Source organism: Herbiconiux daphne (assembly GCF_024979295.1).
GTDB lineage: Bacteria > Actinomycetota > Actinomycetes > Actinomycetales > Microbacteriaceae > Herbiconiux > Herbiconiux daphnes.
Genome location: NZ_JANLCJ010000001.1, coordinates 318,392 through 342,165 on the forward strand (window position 1 = coordinate 318,392; position 23,774 = coordinate 342,165).

General features: G+C 67.0%; 27 protein-coding genes. 15 read left to right on the forward strand and 12 right to left on the reverse strand.

Annotated elements, in window-relative coordinates; genetic code table 11:
- Positions 1–53 precede the first annotated feature (53 nt).
- Positions 54–1,223, reverse strand: coding sequence for a zinc-dependent alcohol dehydrogenase (locus N1032_RS01660; protein WP_259537074.1), 1,170 nt, complete (start codon positions 1,221–1,223; stop codon positions 54–56).
- Positions 1,220–1,678 (reverse strand): hypothetical protein, encoded by a 459-nt coding sequence (locus tag N1032_RS01665; RefSeq protein ID WP_259537075.1) that lies wholly within the window; start codon positions 1,676–1,678, stop codon positions 1,220–1,222. The genes N1032_RS01660 and N1032_RS01665 overlap by 4 nt, the downstream gene beginning before the upstream one ends.
- 189 nt (positions 1,679–1,867) lie before the next feature.
- Here N1032_RS01665 and N1032_RS01670 point away from each other — a divergent pair, with 189 nt between their 5' ends.
- The 3 genes from N1032_RS01670 (at position 1,868) to N1032_RS01680 (ending at position 4,332) form a co-directional block, all read left to right on the forward strand.
- On the forward strand, positions 1,868–2,125 hold the full coding sequence (locus N1032_RS01670; protein WP_259537076.1) for a hypothetical protein: 258 nt from the start codon (positions 1,868–1,870) through the stop codon (positions 2,123–2,125).
- A gap of 141 nt (positions 2,126–2,266) precedes the next feature.
- Positions 2,267–3,220: a manganese catalase family protein gene (locus N1032_RS01675; RefSeq protein ID WP_259537077.1), complete on the forward strand. Its 954-nt coding sequence runs from the start codon at positions 2,267–2,269 to the stop codon at positions 3,218–3,220.
- Between the two features lie 260 nt (positions 3,221–3,480).
- Positions 3,481–4,332 (forward strand): glucose 1-dehydrogenase, encoded by an 852-nt coding sequence (locus N1032_RS01680; protein WP_259537078.1) that lies wholly within the window; start codon positions 3,481–3,483, stop codon positions 4,330–4,332.
- 810 nt (positions 4,333–5,142) lie between these two features.
- Here N1032_RS01680 and N1032_RS01690 read toward each other — a convergent pair.
- The 4 genes from N1032_RS01690 to N1032_RS01705 form a co-directional block, all read right to left on the reverse strand.
- Positions 5,143–6,351, reverse strand: coding sequence for an RNA polymerase sigma factor (locus N1032_RS01690; protein ID WP_259537941.1), 1,209 nt, complete (start codon positions 6,349–6,351; stop codon positions 5,143–5,145).
- A 31-nt stretch (positions 6,352–6,382) separates the two neighbouring features.
- Positions 6,383–6,802 (reverse strand): YciI family protein, encoded by a 420-nt coding sequence (locus N1032_RS01695; protein WP_259537081.1) that lies wholly within the window; start codon positions 6,800–6,802, stop codon positions 6,383–6,385.
- Between the two features lie 188 nt (positions 6,803–6,990).
- Entirely contained in the window at positions 6,991–7,662 is a 672-nt protein-coding gene (locus N1032_RS01700) for a GAP family protein (protein WP_259537082.1), read from the reverse strand.
- Positions 7,663–7,727: 65 nt separating this feature from the next.
- Positions 7,728–9,086, reverse strand: a complete 1,359-nt coding sequence (locus tag N1032_RS01705) for a DUF1254 domain-containing protein (protein ID WP_259537084.1) — start codon at positions 9,084–9,086, stop codon at positions 7,728–7,730.
- A gap of 434 nt (positions 9,087–9,520) precedes the next feature.
- On the opposite strand from N1032_RS01705, the gene N1032_RS01710 reads away from it, so the two are divergent.
- Complete coding sequence (locus N1032_RS01710; protein ID WP_259537085.1) at positions 9,521–9,736, forward strand: hypothetical protein; 216 nt, start codon at positions 9,521–9,523, stop codon at positions 9,734–9,736.
- 248 nt (positions 9,737–9,984) lie between these two features.
- Here N1032_RS01710 and N1032_RS01715 read toward each other — a convergent pair whose 3' ends face one another.
- Positions 9,985–10,302, reverse strand: coding sequence for a hypothetical protein (locus tag N1032_RS01715; protein ID WP_259537086.1), 318 nt, complete (start codon positions 10,300–10,302; stop codon positions 9,985–9,987).
- Between the two features lie 930 nt (positions 10,303–11,232).
- On the opposite strand from N1032_RS01715, the gene N1032_RS01720 reads away from it, so the two are divergent.
- Positions 11,233–11,739: a toll/interleukin-1 receptor domain-containing protein gene (locus N1032_RS01720; protein WP_259537087.1), complete on the forward strand. Its 507-nt coding sequence runs from the start codon at positions 11,233–11,235 to the stop codon at positions 11,737–11,739.
- Positions 11,740–11,925: 186 nt separating this feature from the next.
- Here N1032_RS01720 and N1032_RS01725 read toward each other — a convergent pair whose 3' ends face one another.
- Entirely contained in the window at positions 11,926–12,444 is a 519-nt protein-coding gene (locus N1032_RS01725; RefSeq protein WP_259537088.1) for a GNAT family N-acetyltransferase, read from the reverse strand.
- Positions 12,441–12,788, reverse strand: a complete 348-nt coding sequence (locus tag N1032_RS01730; RefSeq protein WP_259537943.1) for an ArsR/SmtB family transcription factor — start codon at positions 12,786–12,788, stop codon at positions 12,441–12,443. Before N1032_RS01730 ends, N1032_RS01725 begins: the two co-directional genes overlap by 4 nt.
- A gap of 90 nt (positions 12,789–12,878) precedes the next feature.
- Between N1032_RS01730 and N1032_RS01735 the strand changes: the two genes are divergently transcribed.
- Positions 12,879–14,204, forward strand: a complete 1,326-nt coding sequence (locus N1032_RS01735; protein WP_259537090.1) for an NAD(P)-binding domain-containing protein — start codon at positions 12,879–12,881, stop codon at positions 14,202–14,204.
- Between the two features lie 9 nt (positions 14,205–14,213).
- A complete protein-coding gene (locus N1032_RS01740; protein WP_259537091.1) occupies positions 14,214–15,437 on the forward strand; it encodes an MFS transporter in 1,224 nt (407 codons plus the stop codon).
- Here N1032_RS01740 and N1032_RS01745 read toward each other — a convergent pair.
- From N1032_RS01745 to N1032_RS01755, 3 genes are read right to left on the reverse strand one after another with little or no spacing between them, the layout of a single operon-like run.
- Complete coding sequence (locus N1032_RS01745; protein ID WP_259537092.1) at positions 15,413–15,808, reverse strand: arsenate-mycothiol transferase ArsC; 396 nt, start codon at positions 15,806–15,808, stop codon at positions 15,413–15,415. The genes N1032_RS01740 and N1032_RS01745 overlap by 25 nt on opposite strands.
- 26 nt (positions 15,809–15,834) lie before the next feature.
- Positions 15,835–16,491, reverse strand: coding sequence for an arsenate reductase ArsC (locus tag N1032_RS01750; RefSeq protein WP_259537093.1), 657 nt, complete (start codon positions 16,489–16,491; stop codon positions 15,835–15,837).
- A gap of 13 nt (positions 16,492–16,504) precedes the next feature.
- Positions 16,505–17,179 carry an arsenate reductase/protein-tyrosine-phosphatase family protein gene (locus N1032_RS01755; RefSeq protein WP_259537094.1) on the reverse strand — a complete coding sequence of 225 codons (675 nt, stop codon included), beginning with the start codon at positions 17,177–17,179 and terminating at the stop codon, positions 16,505–16,507.
- A 49-nt stretch (positions 17,180–17,228) separates the two neighbouring features.
- Here N1032_RS01755 and N1032_RS01760 point away from each other — a divergent pair, with 49 nt between their 5' ends.
- The 8 genes from N1032_RS01760 to N1032_RS01795 all read left to right on the forward strand — a co-directional run bounded on the left by N1032_RS01760 (position 17,229) and on the right by N1032_RS01795 (position 23,716).
- Positions 17,229–17,975: an aquaporin gene (locus N1032_RS01760; RefSeq protein ID WP_259537095.1), complete on the forward strand. Its 747-nt coding sequence runs from the start codon at positions 17,229–17,231 to the stop codon at positions 17,973–17,975.
- 25 nt (positions 17,976–18,000) lie between these two features.
- Positions 18,001–19,380, forward strand: coding sequence for an FAD-dependent oxidoreductase (locus N1032_RS01765; RefSeq protein WP_259537096.1), 1,380 nt, complete (start codon positions 18,001–18,003; stop codon positions 19,378–19,380).
- A gap of 245 nt (positions 19,381–19,625) precedes the next feature.
- Positions 19,626–20,279: a GAF and ANTAR domain-containing protein gene (locus N1032_RS01770; protein ID WP_331485883.1), complete on the forward strand. Its 654-nt coding sequence runs from the start codon at positions 19,626–19,628 to the stop codon at positions 20,277–20,279.
- A 31-nt stretch (positions 20,280–20,310) separates the two neighbouring features.
- Complete coding sequence (locus tag N1032_RS01775) at positions 20,311–21,027, forward strand: GAF and ANTAR domain-containing protein (RefSeq protein ID WP_259537097.1); 717 nt, start codon at positions 20,311–20,313, stop codon at positions 21,025–21,027.
- Between the two features lie 188 nt (positions 21,028–21,215).
- The gene (locus N1032_RS01780) at positions 21,216–22,097 is read left to right on the forward strand and encodes a manganese catalase (protein WP_259537098.1); all 882 of its coding nucleotides are present in this window, start codon (positions 21,216–21,218) and stop codon (positions 22,095–22,097) included.
- Between the two features lie 16 nt (positions 22,098–22,113).
- Positions 22,114–22,386, forward strand: a complete 273-nt coding sequence (locus N1032_RS01785; protein WP_259537099.1) for a hypothetical protein — start codon at positions 22,114–22,116, stop codon at positions 22,384–22,386.
- Between the two features lie 28 nt (positions 22,387–22,414).
- Positions 22,415–23,257: an SDR family oxidoreductase gene (locus tag N1032_RS01790; RefSeq protein ID WP_259537100.1), complete on the forward strand. Its 843-nt coding sequence runs from the start codon at positions 22,415–22,417 to the stop codon at positions 23,255–23,257.
- A gap of 24 nt (positions 23,258–23,281) precedes the next feature.
- Entirely contained in the window at positions 23,282–23,716 is a 435-nt protein-coding gene (locus N1032_RS01795) for a hypothetical protein (protein ID WP_259537101.1), read from the forward strand.
- The last annotated feature ends 58 nt before the right edge of the window (positions 23,717–23,774 follow it).

The following is a 23,774-nucleotide window of genomic DNA, read 5'->3' on the forward strand; positions in this document are numbered from 1 at the left end:
AACACAACACGGGTGGGGGCTTTCGCGTCCCGGCGTTCAGGCAGCAGGACGTGTCACGGCCGAAATACGGCGCGCACGCATCCATCTTCTTTGGTCTTGAACATCTCGTAGCCGCGGGGGGCCTCCGCGAGCGGCATGACGTGGGTGGCGAGGTGCCCGGTCTCGATCTCGCCGGCCGCGATCCGTTCGAGCAGCATGGGGATGTACCGGTGCCCGTGCTGCTGGCCGGAGCGCAGGGTGAGTCCCTTGTTCATGACGGCGCCGAGCGGGAACTTGTCGACGAAGCCGCCGAAGACCCCGAGCACGAAGACGCTCCCGCCCTTGCGCGCGGCCATGATCGCCTCGCGCACCGCGGTGGGCCGGTCGGTCTCGAGCTTGAGGGCGGTCTTGACCTTGTCGTAGAGGTAGTCGGGGCGTTCCGAGTGCGCCTCCATGCCGACGGCCTCGATGGCGACGTCGGGCCCGCGGCCGCCGGTGCGCTCGCGCAGCTCGGCCATGACGTGGCCGTCGGAGTAGTCGAGGGTCTCGGCGCCGATCACGGTGCGGACCTGCTCGAGCCGCTCGGGCAGCCGGTCGATCACGATGACCTTCTCGGCGCCCAGCAGCATCGCGGCGCGGGCGGCCATCTGGCCGACCCCGCCGGCACCCCAGACCGCCACGACGTCGCCGGGCTTCACGCCGCCGAGGTCGGCACCCATCCAGCCGGTGGGCACCGCATCCGAGGCGAACACGGCCTGCTCGTCGGTGACGCCGTCTGGGATGAGGAAGGCCCCGGTGTCGATGTGGGGCACCCGGATGTACTCGGCGTGACTGCCCGCGAAGCCGCCGGTGATCTGGCTGTAGCCGAAGCATCCGCCGGTCGACGCGCCGAACAGGCCCTCGCCGAGGCCCGGATGCGGGTTGGTGTTGTCGCACAGCGAGGTGAGGTCGTTGAGGCAGTACCAGCAGCTGCCGCAGCTCAGGAACGAGCAGACGACGACGCGGTCGCCGACCTGCCGCTGCTGCACGCCGGAGCCCACGGCGACGATCTCGCCCATGAACTCGTGGCCGAGGATGTCGCCGGCGCGCATGCCGGGCACGTAGCCGCCGAGCAGGTGCAGGTCGGAGCCGCAGGAGGCCGAGAGGGTGACCTTCACGATGGCGTCGGAGGGGTTGAGGATGGTGGGTTCGTCGACGTTCTCGACGGTGAGCTTGTTGATTCCTGTCCAGCAGAGCGCTTTCACAGCACTCCCTCCTCGGGTGAGCGTCGGGTGACGGCGTCGACCAGCAGGCCGGCCGGGGTCTTCGGGCGGTGGCCCTCGGGCTGGGGTTCGTTGGTGGGGAGCTCCCCGGTCTCGAGCAGCTGCTTCGATTCGCGGAGGGCGCGGCGGATGAGGCCGGGAAGATCGTCGCCGCTGGCGTCGGGGAGAGGTAGTGCGCGTGCGGCGAGTTCGGTTCCCCGCCCGCCTGGCGCCGGGCTTGTGCGTACCTCGATCAGCTCTTCAAGCTCCGCCAGCGGCGGGGGCAGGATGCCGCCCGGGAGTACATCGGCCGCCTCGAGGTTGATGGTGACGACCCGCCACCGGGCGCCGTGACCGGGAGAGCCTTGACCTCCCCCCGCCGTGCGTCGAATGACGACCGCAGCAATCGCAGCGACGGCTCCTCCGGCGACGATACCGGCTGCTGTCTTGTTCACCATGGTGAATCCCTTCGTCTCCGTCAGTGTCGGCCAAACCGCGGAACGCGGCGCGGGCTTGACAGGCCCCGATCGCGCAAGAGGAAGAGCGACGGCCACGATGCGTACTCCTCGGTCGCACTGTTGTCGAGCCTGCGCGAGGGAGAAACATCAGCCGTACGGTGACTTCACCACGACAACGAAGGACACCTCATGGACCTTGGACCTCTCGGCAGCTACCGCCTCCCCGCCGCCCTTAAAGCCGCCTACGGCGTCACTACCGCGCAGGAACTCGCTGACCAGCTCGGCGTCACCAAACAGCCCACCCCCGAGCTCGGCGCAACCGCGGACGCCGCCTACCAGGCCCTCCGCCGCGGCGACCACGGGCCGGCGCGAGCACTCCTGATCGACGACCTCGGTGTCAGCGAAGACAAAGCCGACGCCGCCATCGCCAAGCTGCCGCAGCTGTAACACACAGCACGCGCATAGGCCCGACAGCCAGTTCTCGCCGCAGCTTCGCGCCCAAAAGCAAGGGGGCAGAGAAAACCGATCATCGGCGCAGTGTGGGAAGGACAGCAACAGACCGTTGCTGTCCACGGACGGAGATCACCCATGTACTTCCACGCTCAGGAATGGATCAACGACATTGCGGTCGACGAGCCCGACCCCGCCGCAGCGAACGCGCTGCAGGAAGGGCTCGGTGGGCAGTTCGGCGAGATGCGCACGATGATGCAGTACCTCTTCCAGGCGATGAACTTCCGGGGTCCCGCGGCGAAGCCGTATCGCGACCTCATCCAGGGCGTCGGCACCGAGGAGATCAGCCACGTCGAACTGATCGGCACCACCATCTCGCGGCTCCTGGATGGCTCGCCCGAGTACAAGGGCAAGCTCACCGACCCCCTCGACACCCCCGGCGCTAAGGGCGCCACTCCCTTGAACATCGCACTCGACACGAGCAACATCCACCACTACCTGGTGGGCGCGCAGGGCGCACTGCCTGTGGACGCGGCCGGCAACCCGTGGCTCGGCAGCTACGTCTACAACTCGGGCAACCTGGTGCTCGACCTGCTCTACAACCTGATGCTCGAGTCGACCGGGCGGCTGCAGAAGTGCCGCATCTACGAGATGACGGCCAACAAGACGGCCCGCTCGACGATCGCCTACCTGATCGTGCGGGACCAGGCCCACGAGAACGCCTACGCGAAGGCCCTCGAGACCCTCGGCATCGACTGGAAGAAGACGCTGCCGATTCCGAAGACCAACGCCGAGAAGTTCCCCGAGGTCAAGGAGCTGCTCGACCTGGGACTGCAGAGCCGCCAGTTCTCCTTCGACCTGAAGGGCGAATCGGAGGCCGGTCGCATCTTCCAGGGAGCGAGCCCGTCGAACGACGGCACCACGCTGGTCGCAGCCGAGCAGGCCCCCGTCGGCACGCCGTCATTCATCGCCCCCGAGCGGCTCGAGGAGTTCGCGCCGGGACTCGACCCGGAGCTACTCGCCCTCATCCAGAAGACGGCCGAGCAGGAACTGGCCGACGTCGAGGCGTTCTACGGCCCCACCACCAAGTGACGTGACGCGGGAGGGCGACCCTGGGGCGCCCTCCCGCCGTCCTGGCGGTTCAGAGCACGGAGGGGTTCACTGGTGGGCATGAACGGCACGGCGATGATGCCGGAACCCGCGCGACGGACCACGCCGCGCGAGGACTGGCGACGCCCATGCCTCAACCCCGACTGCCCCCTCACCGTAACGCTGCGCTCGAGCCTGGCCGCCGGCCGGCCCGGATACTGCAGCACGACGTGCGCCCAAACCGATTCAGAGAGCAGAACCTCATGAGTGAAGACACCCAGCGCCCCGCCCAGCAGCAGGAAGTTCCCGGCACTGAGGCCGCCCTCGAGCCGAAGGCCGACCACGGCGAGACCAGCTACACCGGCACCGGCAAACTCGACGGCAAGATCGCCGTCATCACCGGCGGCGACAGCGGCATCGGCAAAGCGGTCGCCATCGCCTACGCCCGCGAGGGCGCGCACGTCGTCGTCAGTTACCTCAGCGAGCATGAGGATGCTGAAGACACCCGCGACTGGGTCGAGAAGGCCGGCCGGCGAGCCCTGCTCGTACCGGGCGATCTCGCCGACCCGGCCCACTGCCGCGACCTGATCGCCCGTACGGTCGCCGAATTCGGACGCATCGACGTCCTCGTCAACAACGCGGCGTTCCAGATGGTCCGGGAAACCACGGAAGAGATCCCCGACGAGGAATGGGACCGCACGATCGCCACCAACCTCAGCGCCTTCTTTCACATCACCAAGGCCGCCCTCCCACACATGTCCTCGGGCGGTTCCATCATCGGCTCGTCATCGATCCAGGGGGACCAGCCCTCACCGACTCTGCTGCCGTACGCGGCGACGAAAGCCGCGATCGCCAGCATGACCGCGTCGCTCGCTCAGCAGCTGGGCGAGCGGGGCATCCGCGCCAACAGCGTCGCCCCCGGACCGGTCTGGACGCCGCTGATTCCGGCCACCATGCCACCGGAAGCGGTGGAGAAGTTCGGCGCCGACACACCCCTCGGCCGGGCCGGACAGCCCGCCGAACTCGCACCCGCCTACGTCTTCCTTGCCTCGGACGAGGCCAGTTACGTCTCGGGAGCCGTGATCGCCGTCACCGGCGGAAAACCCATCCTCTGAAACCCGCTGATGTCAACGAACGTCCGACACATTCGCTGCACTCCTGAACACCTCTTCGAGGTCCTCGCTGATGGGTGGCTGTTCCCGGTGTGGGTGGTCGGCGCATCCCGCATGCGTGACGTGAACGAAGCATGGCCACACGTCGGAAGTCAACTGCATCACTCATTCGGAGTATCGCCGCTCCTCATCAACGACACGACGACCGTTCTTGAATGGAACCCTCCGCACCGAATGGTCGTCCAACCGGCGGGATGGCCGCTCGGTGAGACCCGGGTTGTGATCGACGTGAAAGCACGCGCAGAAGGGTGCCTCGTGAGACTCCGGGAGCTCGCGGTTCGCGGACCAGGCACTTTCGTGCCTCGCGGAGTCATGGACGTCCCGATGTACATCCGCAACGTCGAGACCCTCAAGCGACTCGGTTACCTACCGAGTATCCGGCGCTGACTAATCGGGGCGCAAACTTGTGCCAGGTTGCACCAGTTCGGGGATGCCCGTGGAGAAGCAGTACCGGAGGTCCGTCGCCCCCGTGCCGGACGTGCAACCGGGCGTCGTCGGTTGAGATGTCTTCAACGGTGAAATTCTCGAACATACCCCCCCATGATGCTCGCCACAAAGCCACGGTGCATTTGGCGCCTAGCTAAGGACGTAAGGTGGTCGGCCAGCGCGCAGCAACAAAATCTGCACGTATTGCCGGCCTGCCGTTTCTGGATTCCCGCACGGTGAAATAGCCCGCAAGGGTGCCCTACCTGCAGCATCCCAGATTGAGTCGTCTTGACAGGGGTTCGGCGACCGGACGCGGCATTCGCCCGGCTAGGAAATGGTTCCGCTGGAAATTTTCCGCTCGAGTACGGTCCGCTCTGCTCCGTTGCTGCACAATGCGAGGGCGCGCTGCCACTCGACACGGGCGTCGTTCGTGCGGCCCAGACGTGCGAGTAGTTCTCCGCGCACGGTCGGCACCAGGTGGGAGCCCGCGATCCCGCCCCGGGCGGCCAGGTCATCGACCAGGGACAGTGCTTCCAGCGGGCCCGAGGCCATCGCGACCGCCACGGCCCGGTTGAGTTCGATGATCGGGGAGGGTCTGAGCCGGCCGAGGGCGTCGTAGAGCACCACGATGCGCGACCAGTCCGTCTCAGCGACCGACGGCGCCACCGCGTGGCATTCGGCGATGGATGCTTGCAAACCGTAGTAGCCGAGGCCCCGGCCCGCGGCGACCGCATGGCCGAGCGCGGCCCGGCCGCGGCGGATCGCCGCTCGGTCCCAAAGGCCACGGTCCTGATCTTCCAGCAGCACGGCGTTGCCGTCGGCGTCGAGGCGGGAGGGGAAGCGGGCGGAGGTCAGCTCAAGCAGCGCGAGCAGACCGAAGACCTCCGGTTCCGGCTGCAGCGCGACCAGGCTCCGGGCCAGTCGCCGGGCCTCGCCGGCCAGATCGGTGCGCATCCATTCGTCGCCGCTGGAGGCCGATGATCCTTCGGTGAAGATCAGGTAGACGACCTGCAGCACCGAGCCCAGGCGAGCCGCACGGTCGCCGGGCTCGGGAATCACGAAGGGCACGCGCGCCGCCGACAGCGTCTTCTTGGCCCGGGTGATCCGAGCCTGGATGGTGGGCACGGGAACGAGGAAGGCTTTGGCGATCTCGCTCGTGGTGAGCCCGCCGACCACCCGGAGGGTGAGGGCGATTCGCGCGTCATTCGACAACAGCGGGTGGCACGAGACGAACATCAGGGCGAGGACGTCGTCATCGATCGCATCCGGATCGAACAGCGCGTCCGGGCCCGGCGCCGCCTCGTCGAGATCGCGGGCGAGCAACGCGTAACGCTCGTCGCGCACCCCACGGCGGCGGAAGGAATCGATGGCGCGTCGCCGGCCGGTAGTCAGCAGCCAGCCGGTCGGTTCGGCCGGCACCCCGTCGACCGCCCAGGAGACGAGCGCCGCCGCGACCGCCTCCTGAGCCAAGTCTTCGGCCAACTCGAAATCACCCGTGTACCGGGCGAGGGCGCCGACGATGCGGGCGGACTCCATCCGCCAGACCGCGTCGACGGCGGCCCTGGCGTCAGAGCTGCCCGGTCTGCTCACGCCAGGCGCGCTCCTTCTGCACCCACTCGTTGTCCTGGGGGAACTCGTCGATCGAGGGCACCCGGCGGATCTCGGCCTTGCTCCCGACGGTCATCGGGGCACGCTTCACCCATTCGACGGCCTCCTGAATCGAGGCGACGTCGATGATGTAGAAGCCGTTGAACAGCTCCTTCGTCTCGCCGTACGGCCCGTCAGTGACCTCGGGGGTCTCGCCGGTGAAGTCAACGACGACACCCTGACTCGGGTCGTCGAGGCCCTCAGCGGCGAGCAGCACGCCGGCTCGGATGAGCTCGTCGTTGAAGCGACCCATCGACTCGAGCATCTCGTTGAAGTCGGTGTTCATCATGGCCGCCATCGACTCGTCGGTCGCTCGCCAGATCAGCATGTACTTGGTCAATTCGATTCCCTATCTCGTTCAGTGACATCTGCCAGAAGGCCGCTGTTCGACCTTCTCACCCAAAGGACGAATGACGCGAACAGAAATCGACACAAGAACGGAAATCGAGCGACAGACAGTGTTTCGATAGGGGATGCTTGACCGGACGGTCGTAGGTGCTCCGCGGGTAGCGATGGTCGGCCGCCGCCCTAGATATTGCCGACGCCCTTTCCGATCATCACCACGCCGATGACGAGGAGCAGGATCGCCATGACGGTGGCGTTGTTGGGGACGAGCCACTTGCGGAGTGACTCGAGCGGGCCGGCGAGTTTCGCGGAGGCCGCTAGGTAGCCGATCACCGGGATGGCGACCGTGGACGCCGCGATGATGGTGAAAATCACGATCACGACCACGTCTTCCCCGAAGGTGAGGGTGCCGGAGCCGATCGCGACGCCGGCCCCGACACCCATCAGGAGGTTTTTCGGGTTGAGCCCGGAGAGCAGGAAACCGAGAACTACTCCGCGGACGGGGGTCATGGTGTCGATGGCCGACATCCACTTCGGCAACGGCGGTTCTGCATCGCCGTGAGGCCTCGATCGGAACTGCTTGATCGCGAGCAGCAGGAGCAGCACCCCCAAGATGATCTTGATGACCCCGGCGATGGGCTTGGACGCATCCGAGTCGTCGTCGGGGAGGACGGACGCGAGGAGGGCGAACGCCACAACCGCGACGATGATGCCGAGCAGCCAGCCCGTGAGGAACCCGAGGCTGGTGCCCCGTGCCCTCGGTGACAGAAGCATCAGAATCGCGGCAATGATCGGGACGGGACTGATCGCGATACCGAGCGCGAGCGGGAGGACCTCTCCGATGACTGAGCCCATGACGATTTTCCTTCCTCCCGGTCAGTAGCGCATGGTGAAGCGGTGGGGAGCCAGCGCGGGTTGGGTCATGAGCGTGCGCCGGCGGTCTGCACGTCGGGGAGGGCCCAGGTGCCATCGCCGACTGCTTTCTCGACTCCGTAGAACCGGAAGATCAGCTCGAAGTCCTTATCAGGTCGCGTGGGTATCCAGTTGCCCTCGAACCCGTCCGGGGCGGTGGGTGCGAAGTAGATGGTGACCGTCCCGTCATCGGCCGCGGCAAGCCCTGACTCGAGCGAGGAACGGCTGGCAACGGGAACCTCGCGAATGAGAGCGTGGGTTGCACGGTCATACGCGGTGACCGACCAGTACTGCGCCGCCGGCACGTTCGGCGGAACAGCCAGCGTGTGAGAGTCGGCGCCGTGGAGGGGGTCACCGTTGTTGTCTCGAGTGGTGAAGGTGTAGAGCTGGTGTCCGCCGGTTCCGGCGTGCTTCAGGGAGCTGAAGCCCCAGTAGTAGATCACCCCGCGCGCATCGGCGGGGTAGTGGTCGGGGTCGCCCCAGCTCACCGCCCAGGAGCGCATCAGGTCGGGATCGCCGGGAAGGAACCAATGCGTGCCCGGAAAGAACGGGGAGAACGACTCGTACTGCTGATCCAACCACTCACGGGCATCGGCCAGGCCGGCCAGCAGCCGCTCCGCATGCTCGCGATTGGGGGCGAACGGTTGACCTTTGCGGATGCCGATTGACGCGAGGAGGTCGATCATGCGGCGGTCGCGGTCGATCCAGGGTTCCTTCTGCACTATCCGGTCCAGCGACTGGAAGAACCGGAGGTCGTACGGGATGGTGGAGTCGAAGATGACGCCGGTGCCGTCGACGAACGGAGCATCGGCGCTCGGGCCGTCTGCGTCTGTTGCGAGCGGGTAGAGTCGCACCCGTTTCATGTAGGCCACCGCGGCGTCGAGGTCTGCTGCTGAGTTACTGGCTGGGATCGACCGCAGCAATGCATACCCCTGGAACGTCTCCGACGGCAGCAGCAAGTACCCCTCCGGGATGGTGTCCTTGTAGCCCGGGGGAGTGAGCAGGTACTTGCCGCCTTGGCCTGCGTCGCGGCCGGCGGGGCCGACCTCATCGAGAGGGGTTTGCCACAGGTCCATCACAGACCCCACAATCGAGCCGTCATCCGCCGGCGGGATCTCAAGCACCAGGGGCCCTGTCTCAGAGGTGTCATAGAAGGGCATCAGGTATAACGCGTCGGTGTTCGGAGTCAGCGACTGATTTGTCCAATCGCTGGGCCGTGGCCAGAACAGCAGCTGGTTCGGGCCGCCACCCACGGCTGTGGTAAATGCCTCGAGCATGGCTTGCGAATTGACGCCCGGGATTCCCCAGATCGCAGCCTCCACCACCCGTGAGGTGATCAATCGCTCGGACACATTCGAATCGGTCATGGCGTCCCCCTCGACTCAAACAGCTTCAAACCATCCTGGCTGAGATGACTCCGTTTTGACCCGGTCATCGGAAAGAAGTTCGGCGACGGCAGCGGGGCGTCTCGATAGGGGATCGGAGAGCGGACCGTTATCAAGGAGTGGCGGGCAAAGATCGACAGTCGTCATACGCTCGCACCATGAGACTTAGCCGCCTTGCACGCCTCATGTTCCTCACTGCCGCTCTGACCGCTGGGATCCTGATGGCCGGGTGTACATCTACGCCGGCACCGACCCCCACAGCCACCGTTACTGTCACCCCGACCCCCACAGCGACTGCCACTCCGACGCCCACGGCGACACCGACCCCCGCGGCGGAGCCGGAAGCGGCAGGGTCATACGACCTTGAAGCGGCCTACGCGACGTGCGTTCAGTACGCCACCGACGACCTGGCGGGCATGACCGGGACATTCAAACCCTTTGACCCCGCCGACACCAACCCGATTGCCGAAGAGAAGATCACGACCGACGTGTCAGACGACCCAAACGCGCTAATGATGCACGTGCTTTGGGAGTCCGACACCAGCGAATTGACGACGGCCACGTTCTGCTCGATCAGCGGCCCGTTCGACACACCCGTGGTCAAGTTCGAGCGCGGCAGCAGCAACGCTTAGGCCGTGCGGCTATTCCGACAGCCGATCGTGCACCGATTGCCGCCGAGACACATCGACACGCCGCCGCGGTGGGTCTCATTTAACCCGTCCGAACAGATTCCGGTGATGGGGTGATGTACGAGACGGCCCCTCGGCACTCAGTTCTCTGGGAACAGGTACCGGCGGCTCTCGTCGTGACTCGCTCGACGTGAAGGGGCTCTTGCGTATCGCCTTCGTCGTTGAGCTCGTCGTCACTCGCGGCCGTCGCTTCAATCATGAGCGTGACCTGCTCCATCACCTCGAGCGGGCTTTGTTGAGCCATCTGGCTCCCTGGACTGTGATCCGGTCGGTGGGTCGACGAGCACGTAGGCGCCGACAGCCCACAGGAACACGGTCGGGATGGTGTTGAGCAGTATGCCTGCGCCGATGCCGGCCATGAGCGTGAGCGAACCCCGCCCGGGGTGTCGGAAGCCGAGGGAGGGGATGCTGCGCCGCTCGAAGAGCAGCACCCAGATGAAGAGCCCCACGAGCCCTGACCCGAAGGTGAGTGCCTCCTGCAGCTGAGCTTCGGGCGTTCCAACTTCCACGACCCAGGTTCTCGCGAAGATCGCTCCGACGATCCCTGGGAGGCCCGGGATGAAGACCAGCAGCACGAGGAGGTAGGACAGCTACCATCGCGTTATCTGCCGGCCGGTGTTCGCATCTTGAGTGAACGGGGTATCGCGAACGGACGCAGCGACTCTCCTCAGCCTGGGAAATCCCGTCATGACGGAGGGGTCATTGATCCGGGAGGGGGTTGGTTGGCCCGCTGGCGCGTGGGCCGTATGGGGTCGGGTGCGAATTCGAGGCGGGTGAGGCGGCCGGCCGGCCAGCGCCACTTCAGGTACCGATAGCACTTTCGCCAGCGCGCTGCCATCGCAGGCCGGCGGAGTGAAGGGGCTCCGGCGGCGGGCTCGCGCATGCCCCTACGCGACCAGCAAACACTCAGGTGGAGTGTCGGAGGGCCATGCTATGGGCCAAATATGATCGCACGGCGCCGCGGGAACTTAAAGAATGGCCTCGGCGTGTCGTCGACTTCGATGTCCGGTATCGCCAGGACAATTGAGGTGGAACAAATGAAAAGCCCAAGTCGGGCTGACGCCGTTCCTGGGCTCCTCGGAGTGAATCTCAATCTTGGCGGGTCCGGATTCACTTCGAGGATACCCCGGCTTGGCGCCCGTGAAATGGATTAACACGCGGGCACCAGGATCCGGACGGCGTGACGTTCCGGAATGGATAGAACGCCAATGAGTGGATGTACAGCCCCCGTGGAGGGGCACCGAACTTCGAGCGGAGCAGCAAACTGCCCGGTATGCCGTGGCAGTCGCGGCAGGGGACGCGGCTACGGCTACTACTCGCCCCCGGCATACTCGTACCCGACGTCGTCATACTCGCGGGTATCGAGCGGAGGCGGCAGCGGGGGAGGTAGCTCGTCTAGCGGCAGGAGCCGGCCTAGCTGGCAGCCGAGCGCATCCTCAGTGAGTTACACCACGGAGCAGGTTCGGTCACTGACGCCCTACCGGAATGCTGTCGTCAGGGCGGCACCAGCGCCCGAGCTTCGCGACGTCTTCCTGTGTCACGCGTGGGATGATCGGCGGGGAGCTGCCACCGAGCTTCACGACCTGCTCGAAGCGGTGGGGGTGACGGTCTGGTTCAGCGAGAAGGACATCGTTCTGGGCCAACCGTTCCTCCGCGAGATCGATCGAGGTCTTGCTCGCTCTCGCACTGGCCTCGTCCTTGTAACCCCGGCGTTGCTCAAGCGAGTCGACAATGGCGGGGTTTCGGACAAGGAGCTTTCGGAGCTCCTTTCCCGCGATCTCCTCATTCCGGTGGTGCATGAGACCACCTATGACGACCTCCGGAAGGTGAGCCCGCTGCTCGGATCCAGGAATGGACTCGATTCCGCCGATGACTCGATGGCAGACATTGCCAAGAAGATCGCCGAGTTGGTCGCGGTAGAAGAGGAACTCGTCGCAGTGAACTGAGTTCGACCTTCTGTCGAACACTCTCGCCCGTGGGTGACGGGGTGCTCGCGGAAGATTCCCTTGAAGGGGGCGGCGCACATGGCTTGATTCATGTCACCGCCCCTTTTCGCTGCCCAAGGCGCGGGTCTGCGTGAAGTAGCCAAGATTTGCGCAACAGGCCGTTGCGCAATTCGTGCAAGCTCCTCTCTAAGACTCGTGGGCAGCACTCCTGCGCTCGATGAGGGTGGTGTCTCGCCACTGGCCGGCCCACGGGCCGTAGGTCATCAAGGCGATGCGCTCACGGGTGCCGATGCGGCGGAAGCCGGCGTGATTGTGGAGGGTGAGGCTGGCGGCGTTCTCGGGAAAGATGCTGGATTGGATCGTCCAGATGCCGACGCCTTCTGCGGCGCTGATGAAGGCGTCGACGAGCTGTCGGCCGATGCCCTGTCCGGCGGCCGCGGGAGAGACATACACGGAGTGCTCGACCACGCCCCGGTAGACCTCCCGGGTTGACACGGGGGATGCGGCCACCCATCCGAGCACGGTCCCGGTGTCGTCGGTGGCGACGAGGCGGCCGGCGTAGAGCTTGCCGGCGTGGAAGTGCTCCCAGCTCGGCGGTTCGGCCTCGAAGGTCGCGTTGCCGGTGGCGATCCCGGCGCGGTAGATCGCCTCGACGGCCGGCCAGTCGGAGGCGGTCATCGGCCGGATGGTCACCGGGCCGGTCATGGGCGGAGGGCTTGGGCCGCTCGGTCAAGGGCGTCGTCGACGACCCGGTAGTAGGCCCAGCGGCCGCGCTGCTCGCGCATGGCCAGGCCCGCGTCGACGAGCAGCTTCATGTGATGCGAGACGGTCGGCTGCGACAGGCCGACCGGCTCGGTGAGGTCGCAGATGCACGCTTCCCCGCCCTGGCTCGCCGCGATCAGCGACAGCAACCGCACCCGGGTCGGGTCACCAAGCGCTTTGAACGTGTGGGCGATCCGCTCGGCCTCATCGGACGTCAGTACACCCCCGGTGACCGGGCTGCAGCAGGCGGCAGCATCCGTAGTCAGCAATGGGAGAGCGATCATCATGGACCAATTCTTGCATGTCATATTGACAAACGTCGATACATCGATCAATCTCGATACATCGAACTTCATCGATGCGTGAGGAGCGGATCAGTGCGGAACGAGCTACCCGTAGTCGTGATCGGTGCCGGCCCCCAAGGGCTGGCTGCTGCAGCGCACCTGGTCGAGCGCGACCAGCCGGTGCTGGTGTTCGAGGCCGGCGAGAGTGCCGCGGCGGCGGTGTCCCAGTGGGGGCACGTGCGGTTGTTCTCCGAGTGGAGCGAGCTGGTCGACAAGGCCGCGGCCCGGCTGCTCGAGCCCACCGGCTGGCAGACTCCCACGACCGGCTACCCCACGGGCGCGCAGTGGATCAGTAGCTACCTCGGCCCGCTTGCCGCCGAGCTGGGCGACCGCATCCGCTACGGATCACGGGTCGTCGGCGTCTCGCGCCGCGGCCGCGACCGCCTGGTCGACGCAGGACGCGCAGAGCAGCCCTTCACCGTACACATCGAAGCCACCGACGGCGCCGAGTACCGCGTGGATGCACGCGCAGTGATCGACGCCTCCGGCACCTGGTTGGCCCCGAACCCGGCCGGCGCCGACGGGCTGCCCGCGCTGGGGGAGCACCCAGTCGCGGAGCTGCTGGAGTACCGCATCCCGGACTACCGGGCCCGCACGAAGTACGAGGGCAAGCACAGCGTCGTCGTCGGTTCCGGGCACTCCGCCGTGACGGCCGTGATCGCGCTCGGCCGGATCGCGCGGCGCGACCCGTCGACGAAGGTCACCTGGGTGCTGCGCCGCGGCACCGTTGGGAACACCTTCGGCGGGGGAGAGGCCGACGAGCTGCCCGCTCGCGGCCAGCTCGGCATCACCGCGAAAGAGTTCGTCGACGCCGGCCTCATCGACATGGTGACAGGGTTCCGGGTCGAGAAGATCGATCGCGACGGCGACCAGGTGCTGCTCACGAGTGAGGATGGCCGCACCCTCCCGGCCGCCGATCACGTTGCGGTGCTGACCGGGTTCCGGCCCGATCTGTCGTTCCTGTCGGAGCTGCGACTGGAACTGGACGCGACGTTGCAGGCACCCGTGCGCATCGCTGCCGAGGTCGACCCCAATCTGCACTCCTGTGGCTCGGTCGCTGCGACCGGCGCCGCCGACCTCGCTCAGCCGGAGCCGAACTTTTACTTGGTCGGCGCGAAGTCTTACGGGCGCGCTCCGACGTTCCTGGCGATGACCGGCTATGAGCAGGTGCGTTCCGTCGTCGCGGAGCTTGCCGGTGACCACGAGGCCGCTGCCCGGGTCGAGCTGGTGCTGCCCGACACGGGTGTGTGTGGGGGAGCGGGCCTGTTTGATTCGACTGGGACCGCGATCGGTGGGAGCTGCTGCGCTCTGCCGGAGCAGCAGTTGATCCAGATCGGCCGCGCGCCCGTCAGCGTGTAAATCGCAGCGATGAGGTGGTGGTCGGGGCTTGACCGGGTCGTGGTGCTGCTGTGCATCACGGAAGTCGTGAGCTGGGGCAGCCTCTACTACTCCCTACCCGCAGCCGTGGGAGCGATCAGCGCCGACACCGGCTGGACCGTCGTCACGATCACCGCCTGCTTCTCGGCCGGCCTGATCGTCTCGGCCGCGGTCGGCATCCTCGCCGGCCGCTTCCTGGACCGGTGGGGGCCGCGGGTCGTCATGACCGCAGGATCGGTGCTCGCCGTGCTCGGCCTCGTGCTGCTCGCTACGGCCGCGACGGTGCCGGCGTTCCTGGCCGCGTGGCTGCTGATCGGGGTCGCTCAGGCCGCGGTGCTCTATCAGCCCGCGTTCACGGTCATCGCCCGCCACTACGGCGCAGGCCGGGACAAACCGATGCTGATCCTCACCCTCGCCGGCGGCCTGGCGTCGACGATCTTCGTGCCGATCACGCTCGCGCTGCTCACCGTGCTCGACTGGCGGGCCACCTACCTCGTGCTCGCCGGCATCCTCGCCGCCATCACCATCCCGCTGCACGTCCTCCTGCCCACCACCCGAGATACCCCACCGACCCCACGGCCGAACCGCGCAGAAAGAGGCCCGGTCGTGCGATCGCGCCGGTTCGTGCTCCTGGCCGGCGGAATCACCGCGATCACGTTCAGCTCCTACGCGGTGACGCTCAACCTGCTGCCACTCATCACGGAGCGCGGCTACTCAGCCGCGGTCGCCGCTCTCGCGTTCGCACTCGTGGGGGTCGGACAAGTCGCCGGCAGAATCGGCCTGACCGTCCTGACCCGCACCGTCCCAGCGCACTATCGGCCTCTCGCCGTCGGCGCCTTCGTCGCGCTCACCCTCGCTCTCTTCGGGGTCGTGCCGGGACCGGTGTGGGCGATCGCTGTCGTTTCGGTGCTGGCCGGCGCCGCTCGGGGAGCGCTCACCTTGATGCAGGCGACCGCAGTGCCGGCCCGATGGGGAACAGCCAGGCTGGGCGCCCTCAACGGCGAGTTCTCGGCGCCGATCACGGCCGCAACAGCGGTCGCCCCGGTCGCCGGGGTTGCCCTCGGCGTGGGCTTTGCCTCCTACCCGATGGCCGCGGCCGTCTTCGCAGGCATCGCCCTCGCAGGCGCGGGCTGCGCGTTCCTCGCAGATCGGCGCGCATCCTGGCCCGCTGAGGGTTCAGCAGGCCAGAGTCAGCGGGCGAGGATCGTCGACTGAATCTTCTCCGACACGGCCTCGCGCAGCGGCCGCACCGCGTCGGCGTCCCACGCTTCCGGGTTCGGGAACGACCATTCCAACAGCTCGCCGCGCGGCGTCGACGGCAGAGCCAGTCCCGGCTTCATCAGCACCACAATGTCGGCCTCGTCGAGGTCTGTGGTCGTGACCGCGCGGGGCACGTTCCCCGAAATATCCACGCCTAGCTCGGCCACCGTCGCGGCCACGGCCGCGTTCACCTCATCGGCGGGCGAGAGCCCGGCCGAGGTCGCGGTGAACCGATCGCCGCCCAAGTGGCCGAGGAGCGCGGCCCCGAGCTGGGAGCGGCCGGCGTTGTGCTGGCAGATGAACAGGACGGTGGGGGTGGCGGTCATGGATCGCTTTCAGTAGGAGAGGTGGGTCAGGCGTGCGAGCTGGTGAATCGAGGGGCGACGTGGAGCTCGTCGAGCAGGGCGAGCACGCGACGCTCGATCTCGTCGCGGATCGGCCGGATATCGGTGGCGGTCAACCCGGCCGGGTCATCGAGCACCCATTCCTCGTAGCGTTTTCCGGGGAAGATCGGGCAGGCGTCGCCGCAGCCCATCGTGATGACGACGTCGGCGGCGCGCACGACCTCATCCGTCCACGGCTTCGGGTACTCGTTCGAGATGTCGATACCGCGCTCGGTCATTACAGCGATCGCTTCCCCGTTCACGTGGTCGCCCGGTTCTGAACCACCCGACCAGGCGACCGCGTTCTCGCCGGCGTAGTGCTCGAAGAACCCGAGGGCCATCTGGGATCGGCCGGCGTTGTGGACGCAGAGGAACAGCACGGTGGGTTTGCCGTCGAGGTGCTTTCCCTCGACCCGGGCCAGGGCACTCAGCCGTTGGCGGGCGAACTTCTCGGCCAGCAGCGGCAAGAACGTGGTGACCTTCGCGCGTCCCGCGAACTGGTCGTAGGAGGAATGCAGGAACCGTTCGATCGTCTCCACGTTGAAGGTGCCGGCGAACTCGCGTTCGAGCCTGGTGGCCGCGGTCTTCAATGCGTACTGCTGATCGAGGGTGATGGCGGGATTCATGGGGTGCTCCCTTTCAGGATGCGGCGAGCCGCGGAGCGAGGTCCGAGATGCGTCGTTGCAGCTCGGTGTAGGTGGTGTCGAATGCGGCAACGGTGCCGATCCGAACCGGGTCCGGGATCGACCAGTGGAGGTTCCCGGTCACGCCCAACTCTTCGTGGGCGTTGTCGCAGACAGTGACAACGAAATCGGTGTCGGTCAGCACATCAGCGAGGATGCGCGGTCGTACATCCGCGAGAGTGAGGTCGTGACGGCGCGCGGCGGCGATCGCGCCGACGTCGATCTGCTCGGCCGGATGCGTGCCTCCGGAGGCGGCCGGGATGGTCGACTGCTGCTCCCAGAGTGCGGCCGCGAGCTGCGACCGCGCTGAGTTCGCGGTGCAGACGAACACCACCCGGTCGGCCCGTTCCACCGCGCCCGGGGTGAGCCCGGTGAGCGCGGTGGTGGTCAGGTGCACGTAGGAGCGGCGCTTGTCGGCCTCCGAGCGGGTCCGGGCGATCATGCCGACGGCTTCGAGGGCGTTCAGGTGATGGGTGATGAGGTTCGATCGGATGCCGAGCGCGACCTGGATCTCGGTGGGGGAGAGGTCGCCCAGCGTGAGCAGGTCGACAATGCGCAGCCGTGCCGGCTCGCTGAGCGCGGCGTGCTTCGCTGCCCGCCGCTCCAACTCTTCATTTCGTTCAATGTTCATTGTTTCAATCTTGACTGAACTACTTGGTTCGAGTCAAGATGGGGCCGACATGAAAATTCCACATCCTCACCCCGAGCTGTCCCGACCGCACCTGGCACGCCGGGTGGTCGCTGAATTCGTCGGCACCGGCCTGCTCGTGACGGTCGTCGTGGGGTCCGGGATCGCGGCGCAGCAGCTCTCGGCCGGCGACGTCGGCCTGCAACTGCTGGAGAACAGCATCGCGACCGCGCTCGGCCTGGCGGTGCTGATCCTGATGCTCGGCCCGGTGTCCGGGGCGCACTTCAACCCGGTCGTGTCGATCGCGGATTGGCTCATCGGCCGGCGTGGCCACGGCCTCCCGGGCCGCGATCTCGGCCCGTACCTGCTCGCGCAGATCGGGGGCGGCATCGCCGGCACCCTGCTGGCCGGCGTCATGTTCGACACGGCCCCCGCCTTCTCGACCACCGACCGGGCATCCGGCGGGCACCTGGTCGGCGAGGTCGTGGCCACGGCGGGCCTGGTGCTGCTGATCTTCGCTCTCGCCCGCACCGGAAAGAGCGGCGTCACCGCGGCCGCCGTCGGCGCCTACATCGGCGCCGCCTACTGGTTCACCAGCTCGACGTCATTCGCGAACCCCGCCGTGACGATCGCCCGCACCTTCACCGACACCTTCGCCGGCATCGCCCCCGCATCCATCGCCCCGTTCATCCTCGCCCAGCTCGCCGGCGCCGCCCTTGGCCTCGGCCTGCTGCTCGTCCTCGACCCGGCCGCCGCCCGCACGACCGGCGACGTCGTCATCCCTGTCGAAGCCCACTGATCCACCCCTTGAAAGGCACACCCCCATGCACCTCGTAGCGATCGGCGGAAGCGACGCCGGAATCTCCACCGCACTCCGTGCCCGCGAACTCGACCCCTCCGTCGACGTGACCGTCGTCGTCGCGGACTCGTACCCGAACTTCTCCATCTGCGGCATCCCCTACTACTTCTCCCGCGAGGTCAACCCGTGGCAGTCGCTCGCGCACCGCACCCACGCCGACCTCGAAGCGACCGGGATGCAGCTCCGCCTCGACACCCTCGCCACGAGCATCGACGTCGCCGGCCAGCAGCTCACCGTCCGCGACGCGAACGGGCAGGAATCGACGATCGCCTACGACGAGCTGATGGTCGGCACCGGGGCATCCCCGTCGACGGCCGGCATCGAAGCGGGCAGGCTCGGCCCCGACGACGGCGTGCACGTGCTGCACTCGATGGGCGACACCTTCGTGCTCGAGCGCTACCTCGACGAACACCAGCCCGAAACGGCGATCATCGTCGGCGCCGGCTACGTCGGCCTCGAAATGGCCGAAGCCCTCACCGTCCGCGGCCTCCACGTCACACAGCTCCAGCGCGGTCCCGAAGTGCTCTCCACCCTCGATCCCGAACTCGGCGCCCTCGTCCACGACGAACTCACCCGCCACGGCGTCGACGTCGTCACCGGCACCCGCGTCCAGCAGATCACCCGCACCGCCGCCGGCCTCACCGTCACCGGCGAGCAGGACGGCACCGAGTTCGCCCGCACGGCCGACCTCGTGCTCGTGGTCGTCGGCGTGCGACCCAACACCAGCCTCCTCACGGATGCCGGCGCATCCACGGGTGCCGGGGGAGCGGTCGTCGTCGACGAGCGCATGCGCACCGGACTGCCCCACGTCTGGGCGGCCGGCGACGGCGTGGTCACACACCACCGCCTCCTCGGCGTCACCTACCTGCCTCTCGGCACCACCTCGCACAAGCAGGGCCGCGTGGCCGGCGAAAACGCGATCGGCGGGAGTGCCCGGTTCGCCGGCAGCCTCGGCACCCAGGTCGTGAAGGTCTTCGACCTCGTCGCCGCCCGAACCGGCCTCCGCGACCACGAAGCGATCGCGGCCGGGCACACGCCCCTGAGCGGCACCGCGATCGCGGACGACCACAAAGCGTACTACCCGGGCGCGAACCCCCTCAGCATCCGCATCACCGGCGACACCGAATCCGGGCTGCTGCTCGGCGCGCAGCTCGTCGGCGCCCGGGGAGCGGAGATCGCCAAGCGCGTCGACACCTACGCCACCGCCTTGCACCACGGCATGACCGTCGACGCGATGAGCGACCTCGACCTCTCCTACACGCCCCCGCTCGGCTCCCCGTGGGACGCCGTACAGGTCGCGACCCAGGCATGGACCCGGCAGGCCCGATCGATCATTTCGATGTAGGCGTCGCGCGAGTCAACGTGGGCTCGAGGCGCATGAAAGCTATCACTCCGAACACACAGAGCTTTACGCTGCGCCGGGTGACCGCAAGCGTGCGCCCTGTCGAGATGATCTCCGTTGTGAGCAGATGTGGCGGCATAATCGTCCTCCGGGGACGATTGCCAGGCACGGGGGCTACTGTGGGGATCAGGTAGTCCTGGACCCAGGCCGCTCACGCCCCGCTTGGCGGCGTAGGTCAGGAGGACACCATCGCATCGGATCTCGCATTCGCAGCCGACCAACCCGATTTCGGTACGCCGTTTCTCGACGCGCTTCCCGTTGACCGGGCGGCGATCGCGACTCTGGGTGCGCCGTTCGAGGTCGAGACGGTCAGCGCCAGCGATGGTCTCGCGGCCGAGCTCAGTGAGTTCCAGATCGATCTCGGGGAAGGACCGTGCTGGGATGCGTACGTCACGCAGAGCACCGTCGTCGTGCCCGACATCAGCGATACCGCTCATTCCCGGTGGCCGCTGTTCTTGAATGCCATCGCGACCTTAGATGTGCACGCGTTCTATTCGTTTCCGCTGACCATCGGCGCGGTGAACATTGGCGCTGTCGACCTCTACTCCGAGGCACCGGACGTGCTCTCCGCTGAGCAGCTGACGAACGCCCTGGCACTCGCGCGCGTCACAGCGCTAGACGTTCTTCGGTACGCGTTGGAGCACCGCGATGATGATGCGGAGGACGACGGTCCGCACTCGCGCCGTGAGGTGCATCAGGCGACCGGGATGGTCATCGCGCAGATGGGCGTCAGCGCCACGGATGCTCTGCTGCTCATCCGGGCGAACGCTTTCGCATCCGGCCGCACCGTGCGGGAGACAGCGGCGGAGATCACGGGGCGACGAATCACGTTCGAGCCGTGACCCGGCAAATAGGCGGGAGTAAGTTGAGGACATGACGGCACTCACCCGAGAAGAACGAGTCGCCGAGACGTTCGTGAGTCTCGCCGACACCCTCGTCACCGGCTACGACATCGTCGAGGTCCTGCAGACTCTCATCGAGCAAACCACACAGATCGTTGAAGCCAACGAAGCCGGCATCCTGCTGCCGGACAGTACTGGCGGTCTCGAGGTGGTCGCCTCCACCAGCGAACGAAGTCAGCTCATCAGCATCCTCCAGCTCCGCGCCGACGAAGGCCCGTGCCTCGACGCTTACGCCACCGGCAAACCGGTCTCGGTCGACAACATCGCCGACACGTACGCGCGCTGGCCGGCCTTCGCGACCAGCGCCGCCGAGGTGGACTTCCAGTCCATGTACGCGATCCCGATGCGTCTGCGCGACGAAACGATCGGGTCGATGAACATCTTCAGCGACCGGACCGGACCGATGGACCCGAAAGACACCATGATCGCGAGAGCGTTGGCGGATGTCGCGACGATCGGCATCCTCCAGGAACGCGCACTACGGGAATCGGGCATCGCACAGGAGCAGCTGCAGCGCGCGCTCGACAGCCGCGTGCTCATCGAGCAGGCCAAGGGCGTTCTCGCTCAGACCGAACGCATCGACATGCACGAAGCCTTCACCGTCTTGCGCAACCGCGCCCGTCACAGCGGCCGCCGCTTGTCGGACGTCGCACAAGAAGTGATCGAGGGCGCCGCCCACCGCCCCTGACACTCCTCGCCCGGCCACGGGTCTGAAGTGGTGCTCACCACGCGGGTGCGCCTCGCGTGCGATCGGTTCGCGGGATCGCACGGTACATCCGGTGCCCGTTCGTGTCCAGCCCCTCGGCGGCTCATCTGTGGGTCGTAGGTTTCCGATCACGTGGGTCGCCACCGGGTGGCCCGGATCGGAGGTGGAGCGTGTTCTTCCATAAGCAGGAACTTCAATTCAAGGCGTCGCCGTCGAAGCCCGACGCCGTGTATGCCCGGCGCCTGCAGGAGGTGCTTGGTGGCCAGTACGGGGAGATCTCCGTGGCTATGCAGTACGGATTCCAGGCCTGGAACTCCCACAAACCGGGCAAGTACCGTGATCTGCTGTTCGGCATCGGCGCCGAGGAGTTCGGGCACGTCGAAATGCTCGCGATCATGATCGCCCAGCTGCTCGAGAAGGCGCCGGTCGAGCAGTCCGAAGCGGCCATGGCGGCCGACCCGGTGCTGGGCGCGGTCATCGGCGGAACCGACGTGCAGGCAGCGATCGTCGCCGGTGCCGGAGCGCGCCCGGTGGACAGCAACGGCAACCCCTGGCAGGGCTCCTACGTCACGGCGAGCGGTAACCTGCTGGCCGACTTCACCGCGAACGCGAACGCCGAGATGCAGGGCCGCGTGCAGGCCGCCCGGCTGTTCAACATGACCGACGACAAGGGCGTGCGCGACCTGCTGTCGTTCCTCATCGCGCGCGACACGATGCATCAGAACCAGTGGCTGGCCGCGATCGCGGAACTGCAGGCCGAGGGCACGGAGACCCTGCCGGTGCCGAGCAACTTCCCGATCAACCAGGAGCACCGCGAGTTCTCCTACGAGTACATCAATTTCTCTGACGGCCCCGCCGCGGCGGAGGGCTCGTGGGCAGCCGGCCCCACCCCCGACGGCAAGGGCGAGTTCAGTTACCGCGACGGGCCGGAGACGTCGGTTCCGATGCCGCCGCCCACCCAACCCGATTCGCGGTTCTTCGGCACGGATGCGAAGCCGAACATCGTCGACAAAGCAGCCGGCGTGATCAAAGACAAGCTCAGCACCAAATAGGAAGGAAGGCACCGGCATGCCGACCTCGAGGTCGGGCACGAACGCCGCGCATCCGCCCTTCGAGGCCGTGCTCGATCGGAGCTCAGCCACCGAGTGGAGCGTGCTACTCACGTCGAGCCTCGCTTGTGTCGGCTACGTCACCGATCTCGGTCACGGCCTGTTCGAGGCCATCGATGTGCTGCCTCCCTACCGGGTGGCGGTGGTCGACGGTTTCGATGACGCGGTCGACGAGATCCTCGCGACGATCCAGGTCGCGAATGAATCCATCCTGTCGGCGTACGCACGCTGACGGTCAAGTACGGGAGAAGGAGAGCACGATGAGTCAGCAACCCCCGCAGCAGCAAGAGGTCCCCGGAGTCGAGGGCGAATTGACGCCGAAAGCTGATCACGGCGAGCAGAGCTATGTCGGCTCGGGCCGGCTCGAGGGAAAGATCGCCGTCATCACGGGCGCCGACAGTGGCATCGGCAAAGCCGTGGCCATCGCCTACGCCCGCGAGGGCGCTGACGTAGTCATCAGCTACCTGAACGAAGACACGGATGCTGAAGACACCCGCCACTGGGTCGAGAAAGCCGGCCGTCGCGCGGTGCTCATTCCCGGCGACCTCGCCGACCCGGCGCACTGCCGGGCTGTGATCGCGGCGACCGTCGAACGATTCGGACGAGTGGACGTTCTGGTGAGCAACGCGGCGTTCCAGATGGACCGGCCCACCCTGGAAGAGGTGCCTGACGAGGAGTGGGATCGCACGGTCGCCACGAACATGAGCGCGTTCTTCCACCTCGTGAAGGCCGCTCTGCCGCACATGCAGGCCGGGGCGTCGATCATCGGATCGTCGTCGGTGAACTCGGATTCGCCGTCACCGAGTCTGCTGCCGTACGCGGCGACGAAAGCGGCGATCGCGAACATGACCGCCTCTCTCGCGCAACTGCTCGCCGAGCGAGGCATTCGCGCGAACAGCGTCGCACCTGGTCCGGTGTGGACGCCGTTGATCCCGGCGACGATGCCCGAGGACAAGGTGGCGGGGTTCGGGGAGCAGGTGCCCATGGGCCGGGCAGCGCAACCTGCCGAGCTCGCGCCCGTGTACGTGCTGCTGGCGTCGGATGAGGCGAGCTACGTGTCGGGCGCGCGCGTCGCCGTCACCGGCGGCAAACCCATCCTGTGACCGTGCGCGAGCATCGGAGATCCCATGTGGAGCGATCTGCCTGTCGACGTCGACGTCATTGCTGTGCCGGCCGGCGTCAGCGACCAGTGGCCGATGCTCGCCGTCCATGTGGAGCGCACCAGGGCTGGTGAAAGCGTCCACTTCCTCGTCAGCGACGCATCTCCGGTCGTCTACATCGGCCCGGTCGTCCTGGGCATCGACATGCTCACGAGCGAGGCCGGTGAGTGCATGACGTTCGTCGCTCGCTTCGACATCGGTCAGTGCACCGTGTCCACGGCCGGTGGGGGCGTCGCGACCGCACATCCGGATGCCGTCGTCGAATTCCACGAGGGCGTCGTGACCGTGCGCACTCGACTGGGCGCTCGATGGGACGCGCACGATTCACCCGTCGGGTTCTGCCTCATCGACGGAGTCCCGTATCAGGTCGACGTGCCCGTAACCGTTTCGACGACCGGCTGAAGATGGGTCACGAGCAAGCGCGACGCGGAAGCCGCCTTGGGCATCCTGTCAAGGCTTC

Coding starts and splice junctions, on each gene's coding strand:
- N1032_RS01755 (WP_259537094.1), bottom strand. CDS start 17,179: ATGAACATTGAACGAAATGAAGAGTTGGAGCGGCGGGCAGCGAAGCAC.
- N1032_RS01690 (WP_259537941.1), bottom strand. CDS start 6,351: ATGGAGTCCGCCCGCATCGTCGGCGCCCTCGCCCGGTACACGGGTGAT.
- N1032_RS01785 (WP_259537099.1), top strand. CDS start 22,114: ATGCCGACCTCGAGGTCGGGCACGAACGCCGCGCATCCGCCCTTCGAG.
- N1032_RS01680 (WP_259537078.1), top strand. CDS start 3,481: ATGAGTGAAGACACCCAGCGCCCCGCCCAGCAGCAGGAAGTTCCCGGC.
- N1032_RS01765 (WP_259537096.1), top strand. CDS start 18,001: ATGCACCTCGTAGCGATCGGCGGAAGCGACGCCGGAATCTCCACCGCA.
- N1032_RS01750 (WP_259537093.1), bottom strand. CDS start 16,491: ATGAATCCCGCCATCACCCTCGATCAGCAGTACGCATTGAAGACCGCG.
- N1032_RS01670 (WP_259537076.1), top strand. CDS start 1,868: ATGGACCTTGGACCTCTCGGCAGCTACCGCCTCCCCGCCGCCCTTAAA.
- N1032_RS01665 (WP_259537075.1), bottom strand. CDS start 1,678: ATGGTGAACAAGACAGCAGCCGGTATCGTCGCCGGAGGAGCCGTCGCT.
- N1032_RS01775 (WP_259537097.1), top strand. CDS start 20,311: ATGACGGCACTCACCCGAGAAGAACGAGTCGCCGAGACGTTCGTGAGT.
- N1032_RS01790 (WP_259537100.1), top strand. CDS start 22,415: ATGAGTCAGCAACCCCCGCAGCAGCAAGAGGTCCCCGGAGTCGAGGGC.
- N1032_RS01700 (WP_259537082.1), bottom strand. CDS start 7,662: ATGGGCTCAGTCATCGGAGAGGTCCTCCCGCTCGCGCTCGGTATCGCG.
- N1032_RS01760 (WP_259537095.1), top strand. CDS start 17,229: ATGAAAATTCCACATCCTCACCCCGAGCTGTCCCGACCGCACCTGGCA.
- N1032_RS01795 (WP_259537101.1), top strand. CDS start 23,282: ATGTGGAGCGATCTGCCTGTCGACGTCGACGTCATTGCTGTGCCGGCC.
- N1032_RS01730 (WP_259537943.1), bottom strand. CDS start 12,788: ATGATGATCGCTCTCCCATTGCTGACTACGGATGCTGCCGCCTGCTGC.
- N1032_RS01675 (WP_259537077.1), top strand. CDS start 2,267: ATGTACTTCCACGCTCAGGAATGGATCAACGACATTGCGGTCGACGAG.
- N1032_RS01740 (WP_259537091.1), top strand. CDS start 14,214: ATGAGGTGGTGGTCGGGGCTTGACCGGGTCGTGGTGCTGCTGTGCATC.
- N1032_RS01725 (WP_259537088.1), bottom strand. CDS start 12,444: ATGACCGGCCCGGTGACCATCCGGCCGATGACCGCCTCCGACTGGCCG.
- N1032_RS01745 (WP_259537092.1), bottom strand. CDS start 15,808: ATGACCGCCACCCCCACCGTCCTGTTCATCTGCCAGCACAACGCCGGC.
- N1032_RS01705 (WP_259537084.1), bottom strand. CDS start 9,086: ATGACCGATTCGAATGTGTCCGAGCGATTGATCACCTCACGGGTGGTG.
- N1032_RS01710 (WP_259537085.1), top strand. CDS start 9,521: ATGACCGGGACATTCAAACCCTTTGACCCCGCCGACACCAACCCGATT.